This window comes from Pseudomonas sp. KH_046_1 (genome assembly GCF_057839025.1).
Map to the genome: position 1 here is coordinate 3360277 of NZ_CM174481.1, position 23612 is coordinate 3383888.

At 61.0% G+C, this 23612-nt stretch carries 19 protein-coding genes; 13 read left to right on the forward strand and 6 right to left on the reverse strand.

The window, feature by feature from the left end; genetic code table 11:
• Positions 1-51: 51 nt before the first annotated feature.
• The gene (locus tag AC3IT9_RS15525; RefSeq protein WP_489273520.1) at positions 52-525 is read right to left on the reverse strand and encodes a GNAT family N-acetyltransferase; all 474 of its coding nucleotides are present in this window, start codon (positions 523-525) and stop codon (positions 52-54) included.
• A gap of 651 nt (positions 526-1176) precedes the next feature.
• Here AC3IT9_RS15525 and AC3IT9_RS15530 point away from each other — a divergent pair.
• Entirely contained in the window at positions 1177-2241 is a 1065-nt protein-coding gene (locus AC3IT9_RS15530; protein ID WP_489270288.1) for a 3-deoxy-7-phosphoheptulonate synthase, read from the forward strand.
• 72 nt (positions 2242-2313) lie between these two features.
• On the opposite strand, the gene AC3IT9_RS15535 is transcribed toward AC3IT9_RS15530, so the two are convergent.
• Complete coding sequence (locus tag AC3IT9_RS15535; protein ID WP_489270289.1) at positions 2314-3378, reverse strand: hypothetical protein; 1065 nt, start codon at positions 3376-3378, stop codon at positions 2314-2316.
• Positions 3379-3716: 338 nt separating this feature from the next.
• On the opposite strand from AC3IT9_RS15535, the gene AC3IT9_RS15540 reads away from it, so the two are divergent.
• From AC3IT9_RS15540 to AC3IT9_RS15595, 12 genes are all read left to right on the forward strand, one after another.
• Positions 3717-4598: an esterase/lipase family protein gene (locus AC3IT9_RS15540; RefSeq protein WP_489270290.1), complete on the forward strand. Its 882-nt coding sequence runs from the start codon at positions 3717-3719 to the stop codon at positions 4596-4598.
• 107 nt (positions 4599-4705) lie between these two features.
• Entirely contained in the window at positions 4706-4987 is a 282-nt protein-coding gene (locus AC3IT9_RS15545; protein WP_008051985.1) for a peptidylprolyl isomerase, read from the forward strand.
• A gap of 135 nt (positions 4988-5122) precedes the next feature.
• Entirely contained in the window at positions 5123-6991 is a 1869-nt protein-coding gene (locus AC3IT9_RS15550; protein ID WP_489270291.1) for an extracellular solute-binding protein, read from the forward strand.
• Entirely contained in the window at positions 6991-8052 is a 1062-nt protein-coding gene (locus tag AC3IT9_RS15555) for a microcin C ABC transporter permease YejB (RefSeq protein ID WP_150756932.1), read from the forward strand. Before AC3IT9_RS15550 ends, AC3IT9_RS15555 begins: the two co-directional genes overlap by 1 nt.
• Complete coding sequence (locus tag AC3IT9_RS15560) at positions 8052-9074, forward strand: ABC transporter permease (RefSeq protein ID WP_489270292.1); 1023 nt, start codon at positions 8052-8054, stop codon at positions 9072-9074. The genes AC3IT9_RS15555 and AC3IT9_RS15560 overlap by 1 nt, the downstream gene beginning before the upstream one ends.
• A gap of 26 nt (positions 9075-9100) precedes the next feature.
• Positions 9101-10678 (forward strand): ABC transporter ATP-binding protein, encoded by a 1578-nt coding sequence (locus tag AC3IT9_RS15565; protein WP_489270293.1) that lies wholly within the window; start codon positions 9101-9103, stop codon positions 10676-10678.
• A gap of 140 nt (positions 10679-10818) precedes the next feature.
• A complete protein-coding gene (locus tag AC3IT9_RS15570) occupies positions 10819-12234 on the forward strand; it encodes a sigma-54 interaction domain-containing protein (protein WP_489270294.1) in 1416 nt (471 codons plus the stop codon).
• 285 nt (positions 12235-12519) lie between these two features.
• Entirely contained in the window at positions 12520-13911 is a 1392-nt protein-coding gene (locus tag AC3IT9_RS15575; RefSeq protein WP_150756929.1) for a GntP family permease, read from the forward strand.
• Positions 13912-13918: 7 nt separating this feature from the next.
• Positions 13919-14692: a 3-hydroxybutyrate dehydrogenase gene (gene hbdH, locus AC3IT9_RS15580; protein WP_489270295.1), complete on the forward strand. Its 774-nt coding sequence runs from the start codon at positions 13919-13921 to the stop codon at positions 14690-14692.
• 120 nt (positions 14693-14812) lie between these two features.
• The gene (locus AC3IT9_RS15585) at positions 14813-16768 is read left to right on the forward strand and encodes an acetoacetate--CoA ligase (protein WP_489270296.1); all 1956 of its coding nucleotides are present in this window, start codon (positions 14813-14815) and stop codon (positions 16766-16768) included.
• Between the two features lie 190 nt (positions 16769-16958).
• Positions 16959-19496 (forward strand): PAS domain-containing hybrid sensor histidine kinase/response regulator, encoded by a 2538-nt coding sequence (locus AC3IT9_RS15590; RefSeq protein WP_489270297.1) that lies wholly within the window; start codon positions 16959-16961, stop codon positions 19494-19496.
• A gap of 66 nt (positions 19497-19562) precedes the next feature.
• Complete coding sequence (locus AC3IT9_RS15595) at positions 19563-19838, forward strand: peptidylprolyl isomerase (RefSeq protein ID WP_007898282.1); 276 nt, start codon at positions 19563-19565, stop codon at positions 19836-19838.
• A gap of 143 nt (positions 19839-19981) precedes the next feature.
• On the opposite strand, the gene AC3IT9_RS15600 is transcribed toward AC3IT9_RS15595, so the two are convergent.
• The 4 genes from AC3IT9_RS15600 to AC3IT9_RS15615 all read right to left on the reverse strand — a co-directional run bounded on the left by AC3IT9_RS15600 (position 19982) and on the right by AC3IT9_RS15615 (position 23600).
• Complete coding sequence (locus AC3IT9_RS15600) at positions 19982-20914, reverse strand: sugar kinase (RefSeq protein ID WP_489270298.1); 933 nt, start codon at positions 20912-20914, stop codon at positions 19982-19984.
• Between the two features lie 129 nt (positions 20915-21043).
• Positions 21044-22261, reverse strand: a complete 1218-nt coding sequence (locus tag AC3IT9_RS15605) for an amino acid deaminase (RefSeq protein WP_489270299.1) — start codon at positions 22259-22261, stop codon at positions 21044-21046.
• A 39-nt stretch (positions 22262-22300) separates the two neighbouring features.
• Positions 22301-23065 carry an IclR family transcriptional regulator gene (locus AC3IT9_RS15610; protein WP_150724294.1) on the reverse strand — a complete coding sequence of 255 codons (765 nt, stop codon included), beginning with the start codon at positions 23063-23065 and terminating at the stop codon, positions 22301-22303.
• Positions 23066-23210: 145 nt separating this feature from the next.
• Positions 23211-23600, reverse strand: a complete 390-nt coding sequence (locus AC3IT9_RS15615; protein ID WP_150723638.1) for a RidA family protein — start codon at positions 23598-23600, stop codon at positions 23211-23213.
• Positions 23601-23612 lie beyond the last annotated feature (12 nt).

Genomic DNA, 23612 nt, shown 5'->3' on the forward strand with positions numbered 1-23612 from the left:
CAAAAAGCATCTGGCAGACCTAGCGGAAAGCGTCAGATTAAAAGTTTCAATTCATCTTGAAAGGCTTGTCGCAAGCGAGTTGCAGCAATCCAGGACAGGGATATCCAGCTGCATCCTCAGGAAACATTCGTCCTTGCCCACCACCCTCAATCCCTTGCGCTCGTACAACGCTCGCGCCGGGTTGTTTTCGAAAACCGTCAGGCGCAACGCCGGGCGCCGCTCCTGGCGCGCCAGAGCCAGTACCTGATCGATCGCCCAGGATCCAGCGCCCTGCCCACGAAACGCTTCGACGATATGCAATTCGCGGATATACAAGGCTCTGGCATCACGGCTCAGGCTGACATAACCCAGCACTCTGTCGCCCGAAGCAATCACGCGGTTGTCCCGCCCGGCCCAGGCCACGTCAAATGCTTCGTCCTGCCACAACAGGTCATGCTCAATGTAGTAACGCAGCATGCCCCTACAGGTCAGTTCGCGAGCGAATTCGAGGTCATCCGGTGTTGCCGGACGCCATTGGTGTTCCATCATTGCAGCTCCACGGCGAGGGTCAGGTACGTCCTTGACGATAGGTTTGTTGTTGCGGCGCAAAGTGTGTCACAACCTTGGGGGCACTCAAGCGATAGAAAGTGCCGTCGATGGCCGATAGCATTTTCTGATTGAATCTGCGTACCGGCCTCTAGTAAGCTCGGACCATCCATCGGAGACAGACCATGTTCAACGCCCTCTTACAGCTTCGTACCGCCAGCGCCCTGCGCTCGGTTGCGGCTGCCCGGGTGAACGACGGTTGTACTCCGGTCAGCTTTTATTTTGGGTATTGGTTTAGCCACTGGCGCGCCTGATACCCACACGGCGCCCACTTTAAACGGGTCGCCACCAGAGAATTCTCAACCCCCGGTCGGCCTCCCGACCGGGGGTTTTGTTTTTTAAGCCCCAACACTTTCAGCGACACACCAGACATTCAGAGGATTCAGAACATGAACTACGCCACTTATTACCGTTACGACAGTTTTACCGCCTGGCGATTTACCACCCTCCGCTCGGGACAGCCTGCCGCCTCCGATCGGTCACCCACAGGTGGCAAGCACACACACGCAGCCAATCCGGCCAATTGTCGAACACCCCAGTAGGGCCGAGCGCGCGGGCACGAACCCGCCACCAGCCCAGGAAGCCTTGAATATGAACTCGTCCGTCTCTGCACTGCCGCTGTCCACCTTGAGCCCTGCCAATGAAGCGCTGACCCTGCGTCTGCCCAGCTCATTGCAACTCAAACAGCAATTGCCCCTCAGCAACGCCCTGTCCCGACAAGTCACCGCCCACCGCCAGGCGGTTCGCGCGATCCTCAACGGTGAAGACTCCCGCCTGCTGGTCATCGTCGGCCCATGCTCGATACACGATCCGAAATCAGCCCTCGAATACGCTGGCAACCTTGCCCGCCTCGCCGCCGAAGTCAGCGACGAAATGCTGCTGGTGATGCGCGCCTACGTCGAAAAACCCCGTACCACGGTTGGCTGGAAAGGCCTGGCCTACGACCCGCACCTGGATGGCAGCGATGACATGGCCGCCGGCCTGACGCTGTCCCGCGAACTGATGTGCGAAATGCTCCGACTGGGCCTGCCCGTTGCCACTGAACTGCTGCAACCGATGGCGGCCGGTTACTTCGACGATCTGTTGAGCTGGGTGGCGATTGGCGCCCGGACCACGGAGTCGCAGATCCACCGGGAAATGGCCAGCGGCCTGGGCACGCCAGTCGGTTTCAAGAACGGGACTGATGGCGGTGTCGGTGTCGCCAGTGACGCCATGCGTTCCGCCGCCCATCCCCATCGCCATTTCGGTGTCGATAGCCAGGGACATCCGGCGATCATTCAAACCCCGGGCAATGCGGATACTCACCTGGTATTGCGCGGCGGCCATCGCGGGCCGAACTACGACAGCGCCAGCGTCGCCCAGGTGAACAGCGACCTGACCAGACTGAAGATTCCGGCTCGAATCATGGTCGATTGCAGTCATGCCAACAGCGGAAAAGACCCGTTGCGCCAGCCATCCGTGTTCAAGGATGTACTTGAGCAACGCCTGCAAGGTGATCGCTCACTGATCGGCATGATGATCGAGAGCCATTTGTTCGAGGGCTGCCAGCCGTTGAGTTCGTCATTGCAATACGGTGTGTCGGTGACCGATGGTTGCCTTGGCTGGGCCGGGACAGAACAACTGCTGCTTGAAGCGGCGGATCGGCTACGAGCGTAAAACTACGCCCAATAGCCGGCATCATCCGTCCGCCCTCCGGCCTTCATTCGAATACTGGAGGGTAAATGGCAATCAATGTCCCATCAGGGACTGCACCTGAACCGGCGTCACCCCGGATTGCTGGAGTGTGCCGTCAACGCGCTCGACTGAATAGGAAACACGGATCGTAGAATCTCGATGTTCCCTCCAGAAACTGTAGGGAACGATGAATACCAACGGCTCGCCGGCGGTGTCTCCGGTTATTTCGCGGTCGTCACGGTGATCGAACTTCTCCCCGTCGCATTCCAGGCATATCAGTTCCCCTTTTTCAGCCTTGGCGTTTTCGATGACGACGGTCACGCCATCCTGCGCATCATGCAGATCCACCCAGCCTTCGTCGGCTTCCAACACAGTGGGTGCTGGCAATGGTCCCCGCTCCATCCTGCCAATCATCAGTGTCGTCAGTTCAGAGTAACGAGGACCATGCCCTGCTTGCTTGACGCAATAATCGACGGAAATGGAGGAGCCCAGATTGGGCGCAATGCACTCCGGGCTGACCCAAAACGACAGTTCGCCCCCCACAGCAAAGGACTCGACCTTGAGTGCATCACTGAAACTTCCTTCGACCGAAACACCCGCCCAGGTCAACAACACCCAGTCGCCCGCCGCCATGCGCGCATAGGGTTTGATCGTAACGATCGCCCCTTCTTTCACCCGATCCGGATCAAGTGTTCTACCCACCGCATCGTTCACCGTCGCAGGCAACAGGTCGGAATGCACGTCACCCACACTCAGTTGCAATCGATGGGAATGCACGGACTCGGCAAAACGGCTGCTCGTGAGTGAGTAACTGATTTCGAGTGAACCACCGTCAAGCGCCGCGATGTGTGCGCTACCCACGGCAAAGATCATCTCCTCGCCGACCCGGTCCTCACTGACAAAACGCGCCACCTGATGATTGCTGGCGAGGCCATCGGCATCCAGACCCGCCCAATTCATTAGCAATTTGTCGCCGCAGGTCATGCCTGGATAAGGCTGGACCTTGATGACGGCTTTTTTGTCAGAGGGGTTCAGAACGCCGTTTTGCGCCTGCTCAAGTATGGGAGGTGGTAATGGTTGCTGCGCGAGATTCAAGGTATCGGGTTCATAAACAGTCATTCATTCGCTCCAGTCCTTGGAATAAACACCGAACGGGTGGCCGGCTTTGGATGGCGTCTATTTAATCTCACGGCAAACAGCCGTGATGTCGGTCACTTACTCCGGCTCGCTCGGAAAATCGATACACACGAAGTAGGTCTTTGATCAGCAGCAAGCTGATTGCCGTGAAAAGTCCTCAATCTGTTCCGACTAAGGCCTCAGCCATTCTTGAGTTTTCGCACTTGTTCTATTCCGTTATCCGCAAGCTTCGGCGGACTTTTCATACACCGCGCCAACCTCGAGTGTTTTAGAGTGAAGTGCCATGCAGTCCCAACGAACTTCTGTGCAAAGGTATGAACATGCAAAGGAATGCAAGCACTTGTTACCCAATACTGCTGGTTCACGGCCTTTTCGGCTTCGACAGAATCGGCAAGTTCGAGCTCTTTCACGACATCAGGCAGGCGCTGAGGAACGCCGGAGCAAGGGTGTTCGTTCCCCACTTGTCGGCCATCCACGACAACGAAGCACGCGGTGGCCAATTGCTCGCGCAGATCGAGCGGGTACTGGAAGGAACCGGTGCACGCAAAGTCAACCTCATAGGCCATAGCCAGGGCGCACTGACCGCACGTTATGCCGCAGCGATTGCGCCACACAGTGTGGCGTCGGTGACCTCCGTCAGCGGGCCGAACCATGGCTCGGAGCTGGCCGATTTCCTGCGCAAGGCATTGATACCAGGCTGCCTGCCGGAACAGGTGGCCGAGACGGTGGTGACCCTGTTCGCCGACTTCCTCGCGACATTGAGCGACAATCAGTACCAACCGAAGAACGCCATTGCGGCCCTCAAGGCGCTGACCACCGAAGGCGTAGGCGCATTCAACGACAAATACCCGCAAGGGCTGCCCAGCACCTGGGGTGGCAAGGGGCGCGAACGGGTCAACGGTGTTCGTTACTACTCGTGGAGCGGCGTGCTGCAGTCGAGTGTTCTCGAGGCAGGGCTCAATGCGTTCGATCCGCTCAACGCCTTCTGCCGGGCCCTTTCCGGTTATTTCGTCACCGAAAGCGAGCAGAACGACGGGTTGGTCGGTCGCTTCAGTTCCCATCTGGGCACAGTTATCCGTTCCGACTATGCGCTGGATCATCTGGACACCATTGGCCAACCGACCGGCCAGTTGCGCACAGGTGTCGATCCGATCGAACTGTATGTTGAGCATGCCGAGCGCTTGAGAGACGCCGGACTTTGAGAAACTGCCTGCCGTGGATCCCGCGTGGAACGGAACTTTGAGGAGAAATAGCTCACTGAATCCGGTAGGCTCAGCACTTTATCGAGTATTGAAAGGAGTATTTTTCCATGGCTAAAGCCACTGCCCGTCACATCCTTGTTGCCTCCGAAGCCAAGTGCAACGAACTCAAGGCCCAAATCGAGGCTGGCGCCGATTTCGCCGAAGTTGCCAAGGCAAACTCCACCTGCCCTTCCAGCCGCCAGGGCGGTGATCTGGGTTCGTTCGGTCCGGGCCAGATGGTCAAGGAGTTCGACACCGTGGTCTTCAGCGCACCGCTCAATGTGGTCCAGGGTCCGGTCAAGACCCAGTTCGGTTTCCACCTGCTGGAAGTGACCAGCCGTCAGGACTGATCGACGCTTGAGCTATTCACACAACGGCCCGCCTTTTGGTGGGCCGTTGTGTTTGCGATGCGTAATACGGCTGGCGAGGGACGCGCCGCTAGCGTACAAATTGTCGTTAACGACCACCCGGCTCCAAGGCTGACAATGCGACTGGCTTTCCCTACCTTGTTGTTCACTGCCGTGACCCTGCTGATGGCTGCCGCGGGTGTGAATGCAGCACAGCAACCGGCAATGACCGTGTACGGCGAACCGGCGAAATACCCTGCCGGCTTCAGTCATTTCGCCTACACCAACCCGCAGGCCCCCAAGGGCGGCACGATGCGGCGCTCAGCGATCGAAATCGGTCAGTTCGACCATGTTTTGCCTTACATCGACAAAGGCATCGGCGTCACACAGATCGACGGCTTGCTCTATTCACCACTGGCCCAGCGCTCGCTGGACGAGCCTTACACCGTGTACGGTCTGGTGGCAGAGAAGATGGAGCGCTCCGAGGACGGCCTGTCCCTGCGCTTTTTCCTCAACCCCAAGGCGCGTTTTGCCGATGGCAAACCGATTACCGCCGAGGATGTGCGTTACACCTTCGACCTGCTGATGACCCAGGGCAGCCTGCGTTACCGCACCCAGTTCGCCGACGTCAAAGGCGTCGAAGTGGAATCGCCACTGACCGTGCGCTTTGATTTCAAGAACAACGAAAATCGCACCCTGCCCCTGGATATCGCGACCTTGCCGGTGTTTCCCGAACACTGGTGGAAGAGCCGTGATTTCGCCGGTGGCGGCGGTTATGAAGCGCCGCTGGGCAGCGGTCCCTATAAAGTCGGCAAGATCGATTCGGGGCGCAGCATCACCTTCGAGCGCAACCCCGATTGGTGGGGCAAGGATCTGCCGGTCAGCCGTGGCCTGTACAACTTCGATCATTTCAGCATCGAGTACTTCGGCGATACCGACGTGGCGCGCCAGGTGTTGCGCGGCGGCGCCTTTGACTACAACCGGGAATTTTCCGCCACCGCTTACTCCATCGGCTACGAAAGTCCGGCCCTGAGCGATGGTCGCCTGCAAAAAGCCCACCTCGCCACAGAGGCGCCGCAACCGGCCCAGGGTTTTGTGTTCAATCTGCAAAAGCCCATGTTCCAGGATCGCCGCGTGCGTCAGGCACTGGTGATGCTGTGGGACTTCGAGTGGAGCAACCGGCAGATGATGCGTGACATGTACATCCGCCAGCAGAGCTTTTTTTCCAATACCGATCTCGCGGCCCGGCAACTGCCGGATGCCGGTGAGCTGGCGATTCTCGAACCGCTGCGCGGGCAGGTTCCCGACGAAGTCTTCACCAAGGTGTTCGAGGCACCGAAGACCGACGGCAGCGGCGTGATTCGCGACAAGCAGCTGCAAGCCCTGGACTTGCTCGAACAGGCCGGCTGGAAACCCGATGGCGACCAACTGGTCAATGCCGACGGCGAGCCACTGAGCTTCACCTTCCTGGTCAGTCAGAACGGCATGAACCGCCTGCTGTTGCCCTATAAACGCACGTTGAAACAGATCGGCATCGACCTGAACATCCGCCGTATCGACTCCTCCCAGTACGTCAATCGCCTGATGAGCCGCGACTACGACATGATCGTCACCGGCTACCCGGTCACTACCTCTCCGGGGGGCGAACTGGTCAATTATTTCGGCTCGGCGGCGGCCACCGACCCTGGCTCCAACAACTACATGGTATTGAAGAGCCCGGCGGTGGACACGCTGATCACCGGGCTGATCCGCGCCAATACCCAGGCCGACATGCTGCATTACGCCCATGCCCTGGACCGGGTGCTGCAATGGAATTACTACTGGATTCCCAACTATTACCCGCCGGGCACCTCGACGGTGTGGTGGAACCGCTTCGGCATCCCGAACGTACAGGCTAGCAATGATGAAGCCATCGAAAGCTGGTGGGAAATGAGCACCACGCCATTGACCAACCAACAGATGACGGCCGAGCGTATCAGCCGTGGCAAACCCGGAGGGCCGCACTGATGTGGGCTTACATATTGCGGCGCCTGCTGCTGATCATTCCGACGCTGGTGATCATTCTCCTGGTCAACTTTGTCATCGTCCAGGCCGCGCCGGGCGGGCCGGTCGAACAGGCCATCGCGCACCTGCAAGGCATTGGCGGCGCCGCGGTTGGCGGCGGTTCCGGCGAATCCATGAGCGGCAAGTCCCGGTCCAGCCGCGGGCTCGATCCGCAACTGATCAAGGACATTGAAAAACAGTACGGCTTCGACAAACCGGCACACGAACGCCTCTGGCTGATGCTCACCAGCTATGCGCGCCTGGACTTCGGCAAGAGTTTCTTCCGCGGCGCCACCGTCACCGACCTGATCCTCGAAAAAATGCCCGTGACCATCTCCCTCGGGCTCTGGGCGACGCTGATCACCTATCTGGTATCGATTCCCCTGGGCATCCGCAAGGCCGTGCACCATGGCAGCCAATTCGACATCTGGAGCAGTACCGCGATCATCATCGGCTATGCCATGCCGGCGTTCCTGTTTGCGATGTTCCTGATCGTGGTCTTTGCCGGTGGCACTTCGCTGAACTGGTTTCCGGTTCGCGGGTTGGTCTCGGACAACTTCGAATCGCTGTCGACCCTTGGCAAGGTGGCCGACTACTTCTGGCATCTGGTGTTGCCGGTGACCTCGCTGGTGATCGGCGGCTTCGCCACGCTGACCGTCCTGACCAAGAACTCGTTCCTCAATGAAATCACCCGCCAGTACGTGGTCACTGCCCGTGCCAAGGGTTTGAGTGAACGACGGGTGCTTTATGGACACGTGTTCCGCAACGCCATGCTGCTGGTGGTGTCGGGCATTCCCCAGGCGTTCATCAGTGTGTTTTTTGCCGGCTCCCTGCTGATCGAGGTGATTTTCTCCCTCGACGGCCTGGGCCGCATGAGCTACGAAGCGGCGGTATCCCGGGACTATCCGGTGGTGTTCGGTTCGTTGTTCATCTTCACCCTGTTTGGCCTTCTGATAAAACTGGTCGGCGACCTCTGCTACACCCTGGTCGACCCGCGTATCGACTTCGCCGCGAGGAATGCCTGATGCTCAAGCTTTCACCGCTGGCGCGTCGCCGCTTCGAGCGGTTCAAGAAAAACCGTCGGGGCTGGTGGTCGCTCTGGCTGTTTGTCGGCCTGTTCGCAATGACCCTTTGTGGCGAACTGATCGCCAACGACAAACCGCTGATGGTCAGCTATCAGGGCCAGTGGTACTTCCCGGCCTTCAAGCGCCACACCGAACAGGAATTCGGCGGGCAACTGCCGTTCCAGGCCGATTACCGCAGCGACTACGTGCAGAAGTTGATCAAGGAGGATGGCGGCTGGCTGCTGTTTCCACCGATTCCCTTCAGTGACGACACGCCCAACTATGACCTGAACACACCTGCCCCCAGCCCGCCCTCCAGCGTCAATTGGCTGGGCACCGACGACCAGGCGCGGGACGTTCTGGCCCGGGTGATCTTCGGGGCCCGGGTGTCGATCCTGTTTGCCTTGATGCTGACCTTTGTCAGTGCCCTGATCGGCATCGCCGCCGGGGCCCTGCAAGGCTATTACGGCGGCTGGGTGGACTTGCTCGGCCAGCGTCTGCTGGAGGTGTGGTCCGGGTTGCCGGTGCTGTACCTGCTGATCATCCTGTCGGGCTTCGTCGAGCCGAATTTCTGGTGGCTGCTGGGGATCATGGCGCTGTTTTCATGGCTGGCCCTGGTGGACGTGGTGCGCGCCGAGTTCCTGCGCGGGCGCAACCTGGAATACGTCAAGGCCGCGCGCGCGCTGGGCCTGACCGACCGCAAGGTCATCGTGCGACACATTCTGCCCAACGCCATGAACGCGACCTTGAGCTACTTGCCGTTCATTCTGACCGGGGCGATTTCCACCCTGACGGCACTGGACTTCCTCGGCTTCGGCATGCCTGCGGGCAGCGCTTCCCTGGGCGAACTGATCGGCCAGGGCAAGCAGAACCTGCAAGCGCCGTGGCTGGGGCTGACAGCGTTCTTCACCCTGGCGCTGACTCTTTCTTTACTGGTGTTCATTGGCGAAGCCTTGCGCGACGCCTTTGATCCACGATCTTGATCCACGATCTTGATGCGGATGTTGATATGACCAACCTGATCGAAATCCGTGACCTCAGCGTGGCCTTCAGCGGCCAGACCGTAGTGCGCAATCTGTGCCTGGACATCCACCCCGGCGAATGCCTGGCGCTGGTGGGCGAATCGGGCTCGGGCAAGTCGGTGACGGCCCACTCGATCCTGCAATTGCTGCCGCAAACCGATACCGAGACGACGGGCAGCATCCGCTATCGCGGCCAGGAACTGGTGGGCGTCGATGCCGGCAAGTTGCGCCAACTGCGCGGCAACCGCATCGCGATGATCTTCCAGGAGCCGATGACCTCCCTCAACCCGCTGCACAGCATCGAAAAGCAGATCGGCGAAACGTTGCTGGTGCACAAAGGCCTGGCGGGCAAGGCGGCGCAAGAACGGATCCTCGAATTGCTGCACCTGGTGGGCATCCAGAAACCCGAGGAACGCCTCAAGGCCTATCCCCATCAGCTGTCCGGCGGGCAGCGCCAGCGGGTGATGATCGCCATGGCCCTGGCCTGCGAACCGGAGCTGTTGATTGCCGACGAACCGACCACCGCGCTGGATGTGACGGTGCAGCGCAAGATCCTGCTGCTGCTCAAATCCCTGCAACAGCGGCTGGGCATGTCGCTGCTGCTGATCAGCCACGACCTCAATCTGGTGCGCAGCATCGCCCAGCGCGTGTGCGTGATGAAGGCCGGGGAAATCGTCGAGCAGGCGCCTTGCGAAACTCTCTTCACCGAACCCAAGCACCCTTACAGCTGCGTATTGCTGCACGCCGAACCCGAGGGCGAAGCCTTGCCCCGGGACGAGCGCGAAAACGTACTGGAGGTGGACAACCTGCAGGTGCGGTTTCCCGTCGGTGGTGGCCTGTTCCAACGCAAGACCTGGCTGCGTGCCGTGGATGGAATCAGCCTGAATATTCAACGCGGCAAGACCCTCGGCATCGTCGGCGAGTCCGGTTCGGGCAAATCCACCCTGGGTCAGGCGATCCTGCGCTTGCTCGACTCCGAAGGCGGAATCCGCTTTCAGGGTCAGGCGCTGGACGGTTTGACGCAAAAACAGCTTCGACCGTGGCGCAAGAAGATGCAGGTGGTGTTCCAGGACCCTTTCGGCAGCCTCAGCCCGCGAATGTCGGTCGCGCAGATCATCAGCGAAGGCCTGGAAGTGCACAGCCAGTTGAGCACTGAAGAGTGCAATGCCGAGGTGATCCGGGCACTCAGCGAAGTCGGCCTCGACCCACAAAGTCGCCATCGCTATCCCCACGAGTTCTCCGGTGGCCAGCGTCAACGCATCTCCATCGCCCGGGCGCTGGTGCTGAAACCGGCGCTGATCCTGCTGGACGAGCCGACCTCGGCGCTGGACCGCACGGTGCAGAAACAAGTGGTCGCCCTGCTCCGCCAGCTTCAGGAAAAATACGGTTTGACCTATCTGTTCATCAGCCATGACCTGGCGGTGGTGCGCGCCCTGGCCCACGACATGATCGTGATCAAGGACGGCAAAGTGGTGGAACGCGGTGCCAGTCATGAGGTGTTTGACTCACCGCAGCATCCGTACACCAAGGAGCTGTTGGCGGCGGCGTTGTTGGGGCAGGCATAATCAGGCCGTCAGACCGCATCGCGGCCTTCGCGAGCAAGCCCGCTCCCACAGTTGATCTGTGTCGTACACAAATCCCCTGTGGGAGCGGGCTTGCTCGCGAAGAGGCCGGCACAGACAAAACATAATCAGGATCAGCCCCCATGAACACCACCGAAAGCCTCAAGGACTACCAGCGCGTTCGCTTGCTGGCGATCCGTTCGTTGTTCGAAATCATCGAGCAATCGAGTGAAGGCACGGTGATTGTCGACCGCGATGCCAACATCGTCTGGATGAATGAGCGCTATGCCCGGCGCTTCGGCCTGCAATCGGCCGAAGTCGCGATCGGCAAGCCCTGCGAAAGCGTGATCCCCGGCAGCCTGCTGCGTGAGGTGGTGCGCACCGGCCGGCCGATTTTGCTGGATATGCAAGACACCCCCAAAGAGCCGCTGGTGGTCATGCGCCTGCCGATTCACGACGATGCCGGCGTGGTGATCGGCGCCATCGGGTTCGCCCTGTTCGACGAATTGCGCAGCCTGTCGCCGATGCTCAAGCGCTACATGAGCATGCAGGAAGAACTGGCCTCAACCCGCTCGCTGCTGCGGGCGCGGCAGACCAAATACAACTTCGCCCACTTCATCGGCACCAGCGCCGCCAGCCTGGAAGTCAAACGCCGCGCCCGGCGCAGTGCGAGTACCGAATCGCCGGTATTGCTGCTCGGCGAAACCGGCACCGGCAAGGAGTTGTTGGCCCAGGCGATCCACAATGCCTCGCCCCGCGCGCACAAGGCGTTTGTCAGTATCAACAGCGCGGCGATTCCCGAATCGCTGCTGGAGGCCGAATTCTTCGGCACCGCCCCGGGCGCGTTTACCGGTGCCGACCGCAAGGGCCGCGCCGGCAAATTGCAGATCGCCCAGGGCGGCACGCTGTTCCTCGATGAAATCGGCGACATGCCGCTGCCCCTGCAAAGCAAACTGCTGCGGGTGTTGCAGGAAAAGGAATTCGAGCCGGTGGGCTCCAACGAAGTGATCCAGAGCGATGTGCGGGTGATCGCCGCGACCTCTACGGACCTCGAAGCTGCGATCAAACGCGGTGAATTCCGCGCCGACTTGTACTACCGGCTCAACGTATTGCCGATCCAGGTTCCGCCCCTGCGCGACCGCCTGGATGACGTGCCGGCGCTCAGTGAAGCCATTCTCGAAGAACTGCGCAGCCAGCATGAACTGCACCACGAAGCCCTGGAACTGTTGGGCCAACACGCCTGGCCGGGGAACATCCGGGAGCTGCGCAATGTGCTGGAGCGCGCCGCGTTGCTCAGTGATGACTTGCGCCTGACGACAGCGGATATCCGCGCGGCAATTGGTACATTCACGCCGGTTGAGCGCGTGGCACCCTTGACCATCGAACCGCTTGCCCATGAGACGTTCAGTGCGGCGCGAGAGCGATTTGACCGGCAACTGATCGAAACCACCCTCGCGCAATGCGGGGGCAAGGTGATTGAAGCAGCAGCACGATTGGGGCTTGGACGGTCGACGTTGTACAAGAAGATGGTGGCGCTGGGAATTGTTGAGTCTCAATAAAGAGATATTAATCTCCATTATTAGAAAGCCCTTCGCGAGCAAGCCCGCTCCCACAGGAGGCCTTGCTCTCCTGACCAACTCGGTCAACTGTGGGAGCGGGCTTGCCCGCGAAGAGGCCAGCACTGCCAATGCAAGTCTCAGAATAGAGACAAACCTACTCGACAAGCCCACCAACATGAAAATATATCCTTATATTTCAACAACTTAATCATCTGGCACAAAACTCGCTATACGCCTCTCCTACCAGGCTTCACCCAACAAAAATAACAACCCAGGAGACACACCATGAGTGTGATCATTGCCTTGGCAGCCCTCGCGCTGCTGATGCTGGCTGCCTACCGTGGCTACAGCGTTATCCTTTTTGCCCCGATTGCCGCCCTCGGCGCTGTCCTGCTGACCGACCCGTCTGCCGTCGCCCCCGCTTTCACAGGGGTGTTCATGGAAAAAATGGTCGGCTTCATCAAGCTGTATTTTCCGGTGTTCCTGCTCGGCGCGGTGTTCGGCAAGTTGATCGAACTGTCCGGCTTCTCGCGCTCCATCGTCGCGGCGGCGATTCGCCTGCTCGGCACCCGTCAGGCGATGCTGGTGATCGTGCTGGTCTGCGCCCTGCTGACCTACGGCGGCGTATCGTTGTTTGTGGTGGTGTTCGCGGTCTATCCGTTTGCCGCTGAAATGTTCCGCCAGAGCAACATCCCCAAGCGACTGATCCCGGCGACCATTGCCCTGGGCGCCTTCTCGTTCACCATGGACGCCCTGCCCGGCACGCCACAAATCCAGAACATCATCCCCAGCACCTTCTTCAACACCACCGCTTGGGCCGCGCCGTGGCTGGGTGTGATCGGCACGATCTTCGTGTTCTGCGCCGGCATGCTGTTTCTCCAGCGCCAGCGCAACAAGGCCCAGCGTGCCGGTGAAGGTTATGGTTCGGACCTGCGCAACGAGCCGGAAACCGCCGCCGACCTCAAGCTGCCCAACCCGTGGCTCGCGCTGTCGCCACTGCTGGCGGTGGGCATCATGAACCTGTTGTTCACCCATTGGATTCCGCAGGTATATGGCAAGACCCACAGCCTCGCGCTACCGGGCATGGCCGCGCCGGTGACCACGGAAATCGCCAAGCTCACGGCGATCTGGGCGGTCCAGGCCGCGCTGTTGGTAGGCATCCTCATGGTGCTGGCGTTCGGCTACAAGGCGATCAGCCGCAAGCTGGCCGAAGGCAGTAAAAGTGCGGTCAGCGGTGCGTTGCTGGCGGCGATGAACACCGCCTCGGAATATGGTTTCGGTGCCGTGATCGCGTCCTTGCCCGGCTTTCTGGTGCTGGCCGACTGGCTCAAGAGCATTCCCGACCCACTGGTCAACGAAGCGATTACCGTGACCCTGCTGGCCGGCATCACCGGCTCCGCCTCGGGCGGCATGAGCATCGCGCTGGCGGCGATGTCCGAGCAGTTCATCAGCGCCGCCCATGCGGCGAACATTCCCCTGGAAGTGCTGCACCGGGTCGCCGCGATGGCCAGCGGTGGCATGGACACCCTGCCGCACAACGGCGCGGTGATCACCCTGCTGGCGGTCACCGGGTTGACCCACCGCGAGGCTTACAAAGACATTTTCTGTATTACGCTGATCAAGACCCTGGCGGTCTTCGTGGTGATCGGCACCTTCTACGCCACTGGCATTGTGTGAGGTATTCATGACGACTCTTTCGGGCAAGACCGCACTGGTCACCGGTTCCACCAGCGGCATAGGCCTGGGGATCGCCCTCAGCCTGGCCAAGGCCGGGGCCAACCTGGTCCTCAACGGCTTCGGCGATGCGTCCAGGGTGATTGCCGAGGTAGAACAGTTCGGCGGCAAGGTCGGTCATCACCCGGCCGATGTCAGTGATCCGGCACAAATTGCCGACATGATCGCCTACGCCGAGCGTGAATTCGGCGGCGTCGACATTCTGGTCAACAACGCAGGCATTCAGCACGTGGCAGCGGTGGATGAGTTCCCGGTGGAGCGCTGGGATTCGATCATCGCCATCAACCTGTCATCGGTGTTCCATAGCACCCGTTTGAGCCTGCCGGGCATGCGCACCAAGGGCTGGGGCCGGGTGATCAACATTGCCTCGGTGCATGGTCTGGTCGGTTCGGTGGGCAAGTCCGCCTATGTCGCCGCCAAGCACGGGGTGATCGGCTTGACCAAAGTGGTCGCGCTGGAAACCGCGACCACCCAGGTCACCTGCAACGCGATCTGCCCAGGCTGGGTATTGACGCCGCTGGTGCAAAAGCAGATTGATGATCGTGCCGCCAACGGGGTTGACCCGCAGCAGGCACAACACGATTTGCTCGCTGAAAAGCAGCCGTCGCTGGAGTTCGTGACACCGCCGCAACTGGGTGAACTGGTGCTGTTTTTGTGCAGCGAAGCCGGCAGCCAGGTGCGGGGTGCGGCGTGGAATGTTGATGGTGGGTGGTTGGCGCAGTGATCAGCCGCTAAACCGCGATATCGTTCTTCGCGAGCAAGCCCGCTCCCACAGGGGATTGCATTTCCATGTGGGAGCGGGCTTGCTCGCGAATGGATCTACAGACATAAGAAGAGGCAAACCATGTCCGACATCCTCTGGCAACCCGACGCCAAACGCATTGGCAAGACCCGCATGGAGGCCTTTCGGCGCTTCATCAATCAGCGGCACCACCTCAAGATCGACGACTACCCTGCCCTGCACCAGTGGTCCATCGATCAACGCCCGGACTTCTGGCAGTCCATCGTCGATTTCTTCGACATTCGCTTTCACGAGCAACCCGACGCCGTGCTGCTCGAAGGCCCCCGGATGCCCAGCGCCCAGTGGTTCCCCGGCGCAACGCTGAACTTTGCCGAACACCTGCTACAGCGTCGCGATGATGCGATCGCCGTGATAGCCGTTGGCGAAAACGGTCAGCGTGAACACTTGACCTGGGCCGAACTGGCCGAACAGGTCGCCGGTTTTCAGAATGGCTTGATCGCCGCCGGCGTCGGTATGGGTGACCGGATCGCCGCCTGCATGCCCAACACCTGGCAGACACTGGTGGCCATGCTCGCCACCACCAGCCTTGGCGCCATCTGGTCATGCTCTTCGCCGGACTTCGGCACCCAAGGGGTGGTTGACCGTTTCGGCCAGATCGAACCGAAAGTGCTGGTGACCTGTGCCGGCTATCGCTATGCCGGCAAAGAGATCGACCAGACCGCCAAGGTCAACGAAATCCTCGAGCGCCTGCCGTCGCTGCAACAGTTGATCGTCGTGCCTTACACCCGACCACAGGCGCACATAGAAGAATTCCGCACCCAGGCCAACGTGACGCTGTGGGACGACTTCTACACCCCCGGCGGCGAACCGGATTTCGTCCCGGTGCCCTTCGCCCATCCGCTGTACATCCTCTACTCCAGCGGCACCACCGGCGTGCCCAAGTGCATCATCCACAGCACCGGCGGCGTGTTGCTGCAACACGTCAAGGAACACGGCCTGCATGGCGATCTCGGCCCCGGTGAACGGCTGTTCTACTACACCACCTGCGGCTGGATGATGTGGAACTGGCTGGTGTCGGCGCTGGCGACAGGCAGTTCCGTGGTGCTGTACGACGGCTCACCGTTCCAGCCCGAACCGCAACGCTTGATCGACCTGATCGACGACGAACGCATCAGCGTCTTCGGCACCAGCCCCAAATACCTCGCGACCCTGGAAAGCAGCGGTATCAAGCCGCGTGAAAGTCATGACCTGGGCAGCCTCAAGACGTTGCTCTGCACCGGCTCGGCGCTGTCGCCGCACAGTTACGACTTCGTCTATCGCGACTTCAAGGCCGACGTGTGCCTGGCCTCGATGTCCGGCGGCACCGACATCGTCTCGTGCTTCGTCAACGGCAACCCGATGTCGCCCGTGCGGCGTGGCGAAATCATGGGCAAGAGCCTGGGCATGGCCGTCGAAGTGTGGAACGACGAAGGCCACCCGGTGATCGGTGAAAAAGGCGAACTGGTCTGCACCCGCCATTTCCCTGCGATGCCCATTGGCCTGTGGAACGATCCCGATGGCGAGAAGCTGCGCCAATCCTATTTCAGCCTGTTCCCCGGCGTCTGGGCCCAAGGTGATTACGCCGAACAACTGCCCCATGGCGGGATGATGATCCACGGTCGCTCCGATGCCGTGCTCAACCCCGGCGGCGTGCGCATCGGCACGGCGGAAATCTATCGTCAGGTGGAGAAAGTCCCCCAGGTGCTCGACAGTGTGGCCATCGGTCAGCAGTGGCAGGATGATGTGCGGGTGGTGCTGTTCGTACGCTTGCGCGACGGGCTCGAACTGGACGATGCACTGCAACAGCAGATCCGCGAGACGATTCGCGCCAACACCACGCCGCGTCATGTGCCGGCGAAGATTGTTGCAGTGACGGACATTCCCCGGACCATCAGCGGCAAGGTCGTTGAGTTGGCGGTGCGCAATGTGGTGCATGGGCAGAAGGTGAAAAACACCGATGCGCTGGCCAATCCCGAAGCGCTGGAACAGTACCGAAACAGGCCCGAGCTGATGGATTGAAATGGGATTACCTGTGGGAGCGAGCCTGCTCGCGATGGCGTAGAGTCAGGCGACATTGACGTTGAATGTACCGCCCTCTTCGCGAGCAAGCCCGCTCCCACAGTAACCGCTCAAGCCTTCGAATCAACCTGCGCCTGTCACCTGTGCAAGAATAGACGCCAGCTATAGCGAATTGGCGCAGGACTCCCAGATGAACGCAACACCAACCGCCAGCGATGCCCAGGCCTTGATCGCCCGTATCGACTGGGCAAGCAGTCCGCTGGGCGCTGCCAGCACTTGGCCACAAAGCCTGCGAACCGCCGTGGACATCGTCATTCACTCACCGATGCCGATGCTGCTGCTCTGGGGCCCGCAACTGACGCAAATCTATAACGACGGCTTCGCCCTGCTCGCCGGAAGCAAGCATCCACACGCCTTCGGACAACCGACACACCTGATCTGGCCAGAGTTGCAAGACTTTACCGACCCGATTTACAGCGCCGTCCTGCAAGGTCAGGTGCGAACCTACAGCGAGCAGCGCTTTACCTTGCAACACGGGGACCGGGAATCCGACTTCTGGCTCGACCTGACCTACAGCCCGATCCGCGACGAAAGTGCCGAGGTATCCGGGATCCTGGTCACCGCCATCGAAACCAACGAACGCCGGCGCATCGCCCTCGAACTCGAACAGCGCTCGGCGGCCAGCCTCAAGGCCCAGCGTGAAACCGAGGAACGCCTGCAACTGGCCCTCGCCGCCACCGATGCGGTCGGCACCTGGGACTGGGACATCAGCGAGGACCGTTTCATCGCCGATGCGCATTTTGCCCAGTTGCACGGCATCGACCCGGCCAAGGCCAGTCAATTGCCGATCAGTGAGTACCTGCACGGCGTACACCCCGAAGACCGCGCCCTGATCGCCCGCAGCATCAAGCATTGCATCACCCACGGCAGCGAATACGCCGAGGAATATCGCCTGCTGCAAACCGACGGCCAGATGCGCTGGGTGTTTGCCCGCGGTCGCTGCTACAAGGACCACCATGGCCGGCCGATGCGTTTCCTCGGCGCCGCCCTGGACCTGACCGAACGCAAACACACCGAACAGGCCCTGCGCCAGAGCCAGACCGAGTTGCAACTGATCATCAACGCCATGCCGGTCCTGATCAGCTACGTCGACCGCGAAGAACGCTTCCGCCTGAACAATGCGGCGTACCTCGACTGGTACGGGCTCACGCCGCAAGAGCTTTACGGACGAACCATTCTTGAAGTGCTCGGCGAAGAAGCCTATGCGCTGCGCGCCCCGCACATCACTGAGGCGCTGTCCGGCCGGCCTTGCTGTTTCAGCATCAGCACGCCACACCGCGACGGCAGCATCCGCCAGGCCTTGATGAACTACCTGCCACGCCACGGCGCGGATGGCGCGGTGAACGGTTTCTACATCTTCGTGATCGACGAAACCGAACGCAAAAAAACCGAAGAAGCCCTGCGCAACCTCAACGAAACCCTTGAGGAACGGGTTGCCGCCCGCACCCGCCAACTGGCCGAGGCCAACGAGCGTTTGCAAAACGAGATGTTCGAGCGTGAGCGTGCCGAAGACGCCTTGCGCCATGCGCAGAAAATGGATGCGGTCGGCCAGCTTACCGGTGGCATCGCCCATGACTTCAACAACATGCTTACCGGCATCATTGGCAGCCTCGACCTGATGCAACGCTACATTGCCGACGGCCGCACCGCCGAGATTGGCCGGTTCACCGAAGCGGCCGTGTCCTCGGCCAACCGTGCCGCCGCCCTCACCCATCGCTTGCTGGCGTTCTCCCGGCGTCAGTCGCTCAATCGCAAGCCGCTCAACCCCAACGAGTTGATTCACTCGCTCGAAGACTTGTTCCGTCGTACCAAGGGCGACCACATCGAACTCAAACTGCAACTGGCCGAGAGCACCTGGCGGGTCAGCACCGATGTCAGCCAGCTGGAAAACGCCTTGCTCAACCTGGTGATCAACGCCCGGGACGCCATGCCCGATGGCGGCGAGTTGCAGATCGAAACCGCCAATGTATACCTCGACGGCAGCGACATCACGACCCTGGAACCGGTCAAGGCCGGCGACTACGTGATGATTGCCGTCAGCGACAACGGCACCGGCATGACGCCTTCGGTGCTGGCCAAGGCATTCGACCCGTTCTTCACCACCAAGCCCATCGGCCAGGGCACCGGTCTGGGCTTGTCGATGATTTACGGTTTCGCCCAGCAAACGGGGGGCCACGTCAGCCTGTTCAGCTTGCCCGGACGGGGCACCAGCGTGCGCTTGTACCTGCCGCGCCTGCATTCGACCGAGCAGGAAAAAGTCCTGTCGTCCGTCGTCGGCGAGGCACCGGCGGCGATTGCCGGCGAAACCGTGATGCTGGTCGAAGACGATGCGGCGGTGCGCATGCTGGTACTGGACCTGCTCAAGGAGCTCGGTTACCGCGCCCATGAAGCCGAAGATGCCAAGAGCGCCCTGCCGGTACTGGAGTCGGACGTGCGGGTGGACCTGCTGGTGACCGACGTCGGGTTGCCGGGCATGAACGGCCGCCAACTGGCGGAAATCGCCCGCCAGCATCGTCCCGAACTGAAAGTGCTGTTCATGACCGGTTACGCCGGGATCGCCGCCGAGCGCCAGGGTTTCCTCGAAGAAGGCATGGACATGGTGGCCAAGCCGTTTTCCATCGACCTGCTGGCCAACAAGATTCGCACGATGATCAGTCAACCGGACTGAGTTGAGGCATAATCGCGCGCCCCCGCTGCCACCCACATAGCCACCACCGTTGCAAGGTACCGCCACATGAAAGCTCAAGCCCGCCATATTCTGGTGAAAACCTCGGAAGAAGCCGAGCAGCTCAAACAACGCATCGCCAAGGGTGAAGCGTTCGACGTGCTGGCCAAGAAGTACTCGACCTGCCCATCGGGCAAGCGCGGCGGCGATCTCGGCGAAGTGCGGCCAGGGCAGATGGTCGGCGTGATCGATGCGGTGATCTTCAAGAAACCGCTGCGGGTGGTGCATGGGCCGATCAAGAGCAAGTTCGGGTATCACCTGGTGCAGGTGTTTTACCGGGATTGATGCTGTTGGCTTTCGGGCCTCTTCGCGGGCAAGCCCGCTCCCACAGGGATTTATGAGTTGCAATAGATTGCAGCCACACCGACTACCACTGTGGGAGCGGGCTTGCCCGCGAACCGATGGCGCAGCCAGCGGCCATTCACCGCTTACCTTGGAATCAGCGCCCCCGGCACCTGAATCACCCGGCTCGCCAACCGATGCCCGGCCTCGGCGGCGTCCGCCGGGCTGCCACCCTTGAGCCGCGAAGCCAGATACGCCGCGCTGAACGAATCCCCCGCCGCCGTGGTGTCCACCACCCGCTCGACCTTCTGCGCCGGCACCTCGAATGACTCGCCATCACAACGAATCAGGCACGCTTGGGCGCCGCGCTTGAGCACCACTTCCGGCGTACCGATCTGCTCATACGCGGTAAACACCGCGTCACAATCGGCATAACCAAACAACGCCTGCTCGTCATCCACCGTCAGCAACGCCAGATCAACCTGCGGCAGCACACGACGATACGCCGCCCGGGCGTCCTCGACCGATGCCCACAGCCGTGGCCGGTAGTTGTTGTCAAACACAATCCGCGCATCGCGCTGGCGAGCTTCGATCAGGGTTTCCAGCAATTTTTCCCGGCCTTGCACACCGAGTACCGCCAGGGTGATGCCACTGAAGTACAGCACATCGTAATCCGGCAAAGCAGCGAGGATCGGCGCGGCGGCCGGGGTGGTAAAGCAATCGCGGACTGCCGCTTCGTTGCGCCAGTACAGAAAGCGTCGCTCACCGGCGGCGTCAGTCTGGATGCAATACAAACCCGGCAGGCGTCCGGGCAGACGCTGGACCATGCCGAGCCCGATACTTTCCGCCGCCCAGCTCTGGCACATCGCGTCGCTGAAACTGTCATCGCCCAGGGCGGTGACGTAATCCACGGCGCCGTCCTCTCCCAGTTCCCGGGACAGGTACACCGCCGTATTCAAAGTGTCGCCGCCGAAGCTTTGTTGCAGGCTGCCATCGGCGCGATGCTGCAACTCGATCATGCATTCACCGATCAGGGCGATGCGTGGAGTGTTGGGGCCCAGGGTGTTGATGGTGTTCATTGTTGTGGGATCTCTGGCGATTCTTTGTTGTCTGGGCCGCCGCCTTCGCGAGCAGGATCGCTCCCACAGGAGACCTCATTCCATTGTGGGAGCGAGCCTGCTCGCGAAGGCAGCGCTGCGGTTCCGGACTTAGAAACAGGTTTCCATGGTCTCGATGACGTTCAGTTGCTCGTCCACCAGACAGCCGACACGCCACTTGTCGAACGTCAGGCACGGGTGCGAAGTGCCGAACGAAATGATGTCGCCCACCCGCAGATCAACCCCCGGCGCCACGGTCATGAACGCATGCTGGTCCATCACCGCGGTCACTTTGCAGGCGCTCACATCATCGCCCTTGGCCGGCACCACGCCCGCCTTGTAACGCAGCAACGGCACCGGCAAACCGGCATCGTAGGCCACGTCGCGCTTGCCCAGGGCAATCACCGCAAACCCCGGCTCCGGCAACGACTGCACATGCGCCCACACTTCCAGCGCCGGACGCAGGCCCTCATGCAGGTCGCTGCGACGGTCGAGCACGCAGCACTGCGCCTCCTTGTAGATGCCATGGTCGTGAGCCACGTAACTGCCGGGACGCAGCACGCTGAGGAAACGCCCGGCGGCGTTCTGTGCTTCAAAGGACTCGGCAATCAGGTCATACCAGGCCGACCCCGACGCGGTGATGATCGGCTTGGCAATGGCGAAGGCGCCGCTGTCCTGCAACTGCACCGCCAGGCGCACCAGTGATGCGGCGAAATCGCGAATACCGGTCACGGCGTGATCGCCATGGATCACGCCTTCGTAACCTTCGATCCCGGTCAGGGCCAGCGCCGGTTGCGCGCCGATGGCCTTGGCCAGATCGAGCACTTCCTGCTCGCTGCGGCAACCGCAACGACCGCCGACCACGCCGTATTCAATCATGACGTTCAGGCGCACGCCGCGGGAGGCGAAATAGGCGCCGAGGTCGGCGACGTTGTCCGGGTGATCGACCATGCAATAGAAGTCGAACGTCGGGTCGCTCAACAGGTCGGCGATCAATGCCATGTTTGGCATGCCGACCAACTGGTTGGCCATCAGCACCCGGCGTACACCATGGGCGTAGGCCGCACGGGTTTGCGTGGCGCTGGCCAGGGTGATGCCCCAGGCACCGGCGTCCAGTTGGCGCCGGAACAGCGCCGGGGTCATGCTGGTTTTGCCATGGGGCGCCAGTTCCGCGCCGCTGTCGCTGACGAACGCCTGCATCCAGCGAATGTTGTGTTCCAGCGCCTCGCGGTGCAGTACCAGCGCAGGCAGGCTGACGTCACGCACCAGGCTGGCGCCCATGGGCGCGGTGCCTTTTTCCACGGCGGCAGTATTGGGGGCAGAAGACATGGTCGAACTCCTCGTTCACGCGGCCGCAGGCAGCCGCTGTTATTCGTTGATGCGACGGGCCAGGCTGTTGGCGCTTTCGATCAGCACCCGGCGGTAGTCGTTGTAGTTTTTCTTCGCATCGGCCCGAGGGGCGACGATGCACAGGGTCGCGATGGCCACGCCGCTTGGGTCTTTGACCGGTGCGGCGAAGCAATGGGTAAAGGTGTCGGCGACGCTATCGAAGGAAAAGAAACCATCGATACCGGCCTGACGGATTTCCTTGAGAAACTGCTCCAGTGGCAAGCGTTCGCCATCGGGCAGGATGAAGTCATCGTGGTCGATCAGGTCGACGATTGCCTGGTCGCTCAGGTGCGCCAGCAGCAGGCGCCCGGAGGCGGTCCAGGGGATGGGCGCGTTTTCGCCGATGTCCGAGGAAATGCGGAAATGCCGCTCCCCCTCCTTCATCAGCGCAACGGTGTACTTGCGCCCGTTGAGCAGGCACATCTGCGCCGTTTCATGGGTCTGGCTGACGATTTCCTGCAAGGCGTGATCGGCCTCGCGAGTCAGGTCGAAATGCCGCAGGTGTGCCTGCCCGAGAAAGTACAACTGACGACCGAGGTAGACATGACCGTCCTTGCCCACCGGTTCCAGGATCCGTCGTTCCAGCAGCGAGGCCACCAGTTCGTAGACCGTGGACTTGGGGCTGCCGATGCCGTTGGCGATGTCGTTCGGGCGCAGGGGCTGGCCGACTTCCTTGAGGAAATCGAGGATATCGAACGCCCGGTCCAGACCGCGTGCCCGGCGCTTGATGGTGTCTTCGGTCATTTCAGTGGTTCCCATTCAAAGTCGCCGGGAGTGTACCCAATGTGTTGCGTTGAAAGTCAGGCCGCCATCGCGAGCAGGCTCGCTCCCACATTTGGAATGCATTCCCCTGTAGGAGCGAGCCTGCTCGCGATGAAGTCACCTCGGTTCAAGCCTTTTTCTTGTACGCAATACAGTCGATCTCGACCTTGCAATCGACCATCATGTTCGCCTGCACACAGGCCCGCGCCGGGGCGTGCTCGGGCTTGAAGTACTCGGAAAAGACCTTGTTGAAACTGGTGAAATCCCGCGGATCCTCCAGCCACACGCCAGCACGCACCACATCTTCCAGGCCATAACCGGCCTCCTCCAGAATGCCGATCAGATTCTTCATGGTCTGGTGGGTCTGTTCGACAATGCCGCCAGTAATGATCTCGCCGTCCACCGCCGGCACCTGCCCGGAAACGTGCAGCCAGCCATCGGCTTCAACGGCGCGGGCGAAAGGGCGAGGCTGACCGCCAGCGGCGGTGCTGCCGGTGCCGTAACGAGTAATGCTCATGAGTGTTTCTCC

What these genes read in the sequence shown, in the direction of transcription:
- AC3IT9_RS15525 (WP_489273520.1), bottom strand. Translation starts at nt 525, where the DNA reads ATGGAACACCAATGGCGTCCGGCAACACCGGATGACCTCGAATTCGCT.
- AC3IT9_RS15530 (WP_489270288.1), top strand. Translation starts at nt 1,177, where the DNA reads ATGAACTCGTCCGTCTCTGCACTGCCGCTGTCCACCTTGAGCCCTGCC.
- AC3IT9_RS15535 (WP_489270289.1), bottom strand. Translation starts at nt 3,378, where the DNA reads ATGACTGTTTATGAACCCGATACCTTGAATCTCGCGCAGCAACCATTA.
- AC3IT9_RS15540 (WP_489270290.1), top strand. Translation starts at nt 3,717, where the DNA reads ATGCAAAGGAATGCAAGCACTTGTTACCCAATACTGCTGGTTCACGGC.
- AC3IT9_RS15545 (WP_008051985.1), top strand. Translation starts at nt 4,706, where the DNA reads ATGGCTAAAGCCACTGCCCGTCACATCCTTGTTGCCTCCGAAGCCAAG.
- AC3IT9_RS15550 (WP_489270291.1), top strand. Translation starts at nt 5,123, where the DNA reads ATGCGACTGGCTTTCCCTACCTTGTTGTTCACTGCCGTGACCCTGCTG.
- AC3IT9_RS15555 (WP_150756932.1), top strand. Translation starts at nt 6,991, where the DNA reads ATGTGGGCTTACATATTGCGGCGCCTGCTGCTGATCATTCCGACGCTG.
- AC3IT9_RS15560 (WP_489270292.1), top strand. Translation starts at nt 8,052, where the DNA reads ATGCTCAAGCTTTCACCGCTGGCGCGTCGCCGCTTCGAGCGGTTCAAG.
- AC3IT9_RS15565 (WP_489270293.1), top strand. Translation starts at nt 9,101, where the DNA reads ATGACCAACCTGATCGAAATCCGTGACCTCAGCGTGGCCTTCAGCGGC.
- AC3IT9_RS15570 (WP_489270294.1), top strand. Translation starts at nt 10,819, where the DNA reads ATGAACACCACCGAAAGCCTCAAGGACTACCAGCGCGTTCGCTTGCTG.
- AC3IT9_RS15575 (WP_150756929.1), top strand. Translation starts at nt 12,520, where the DNA reads ATGAGTGTGATCATTGCCTTGGCAGCCCTCGCGCTGCTGATGCTGGCT.
- hbdH (WP_489270295.1), top strand. Translation starts at nt 13,919, where the DNA reads ATGACGACTCTTTCGGGCAAGACCGCACTGGTCACCGGTTCCACCAGC.
- AC3IT9_RS15585 (WP_489270296.1), top strand. Translation starts at nt 14,813, where the DNA reads ATGTCCGACATCCTCTGGCAACCCGACGCCAAACGCATTGGCAAGACC.
- AC3IT9_RS15590 (WP_489270297.1), top strand. Translation starts at nt 16,959, where the DNA reads ATGAACGCAACACCAACCGCCAGCGATGCCCAGGCCTTGATCGCCCGT.
- AC3IT9_RS15595 (WP_007898282.1), top strand. Translation starts at nt 19,563, where the DNA reads ATGAAAGCTCAAGCCCGCCATATTCTGGTGAAAACCTCGGAAGAAGCC.
- AC3IT9_RS15600 (WP_489270298.1), bottom strand. Translation starts at nt 20,914, where the DNA reads ATGAACACCATCAACACCCTGGGCCCCAACACTCCACGCATCGCCCTG.
- AC3IT9_RS15605 (WP_489270299.1), bottom strand. Translation starts at nt 22,261, where the DNA reads ATGTCTTCTGCCCCCAATACTGCCGCCGTGGAAAAAGGCACCGCGCCC.
- AC3IT9_RS15610 (WP_150724294.1), bottom strand. Translation starts at nt 23,065, where the DNA reads ATGACCGAAGACACCATCAAGCGCCGGGCACGCGGTCTGGACCGGGCG.
- AC3IT9_RS15615 (WP_150723638.1), bottom strand. Translation starts at nt 23,600, where the DNA reads ATGAGCATTACTCGTTACGGCACCGGCAGCACCGCCGCTGGCGGTCAG.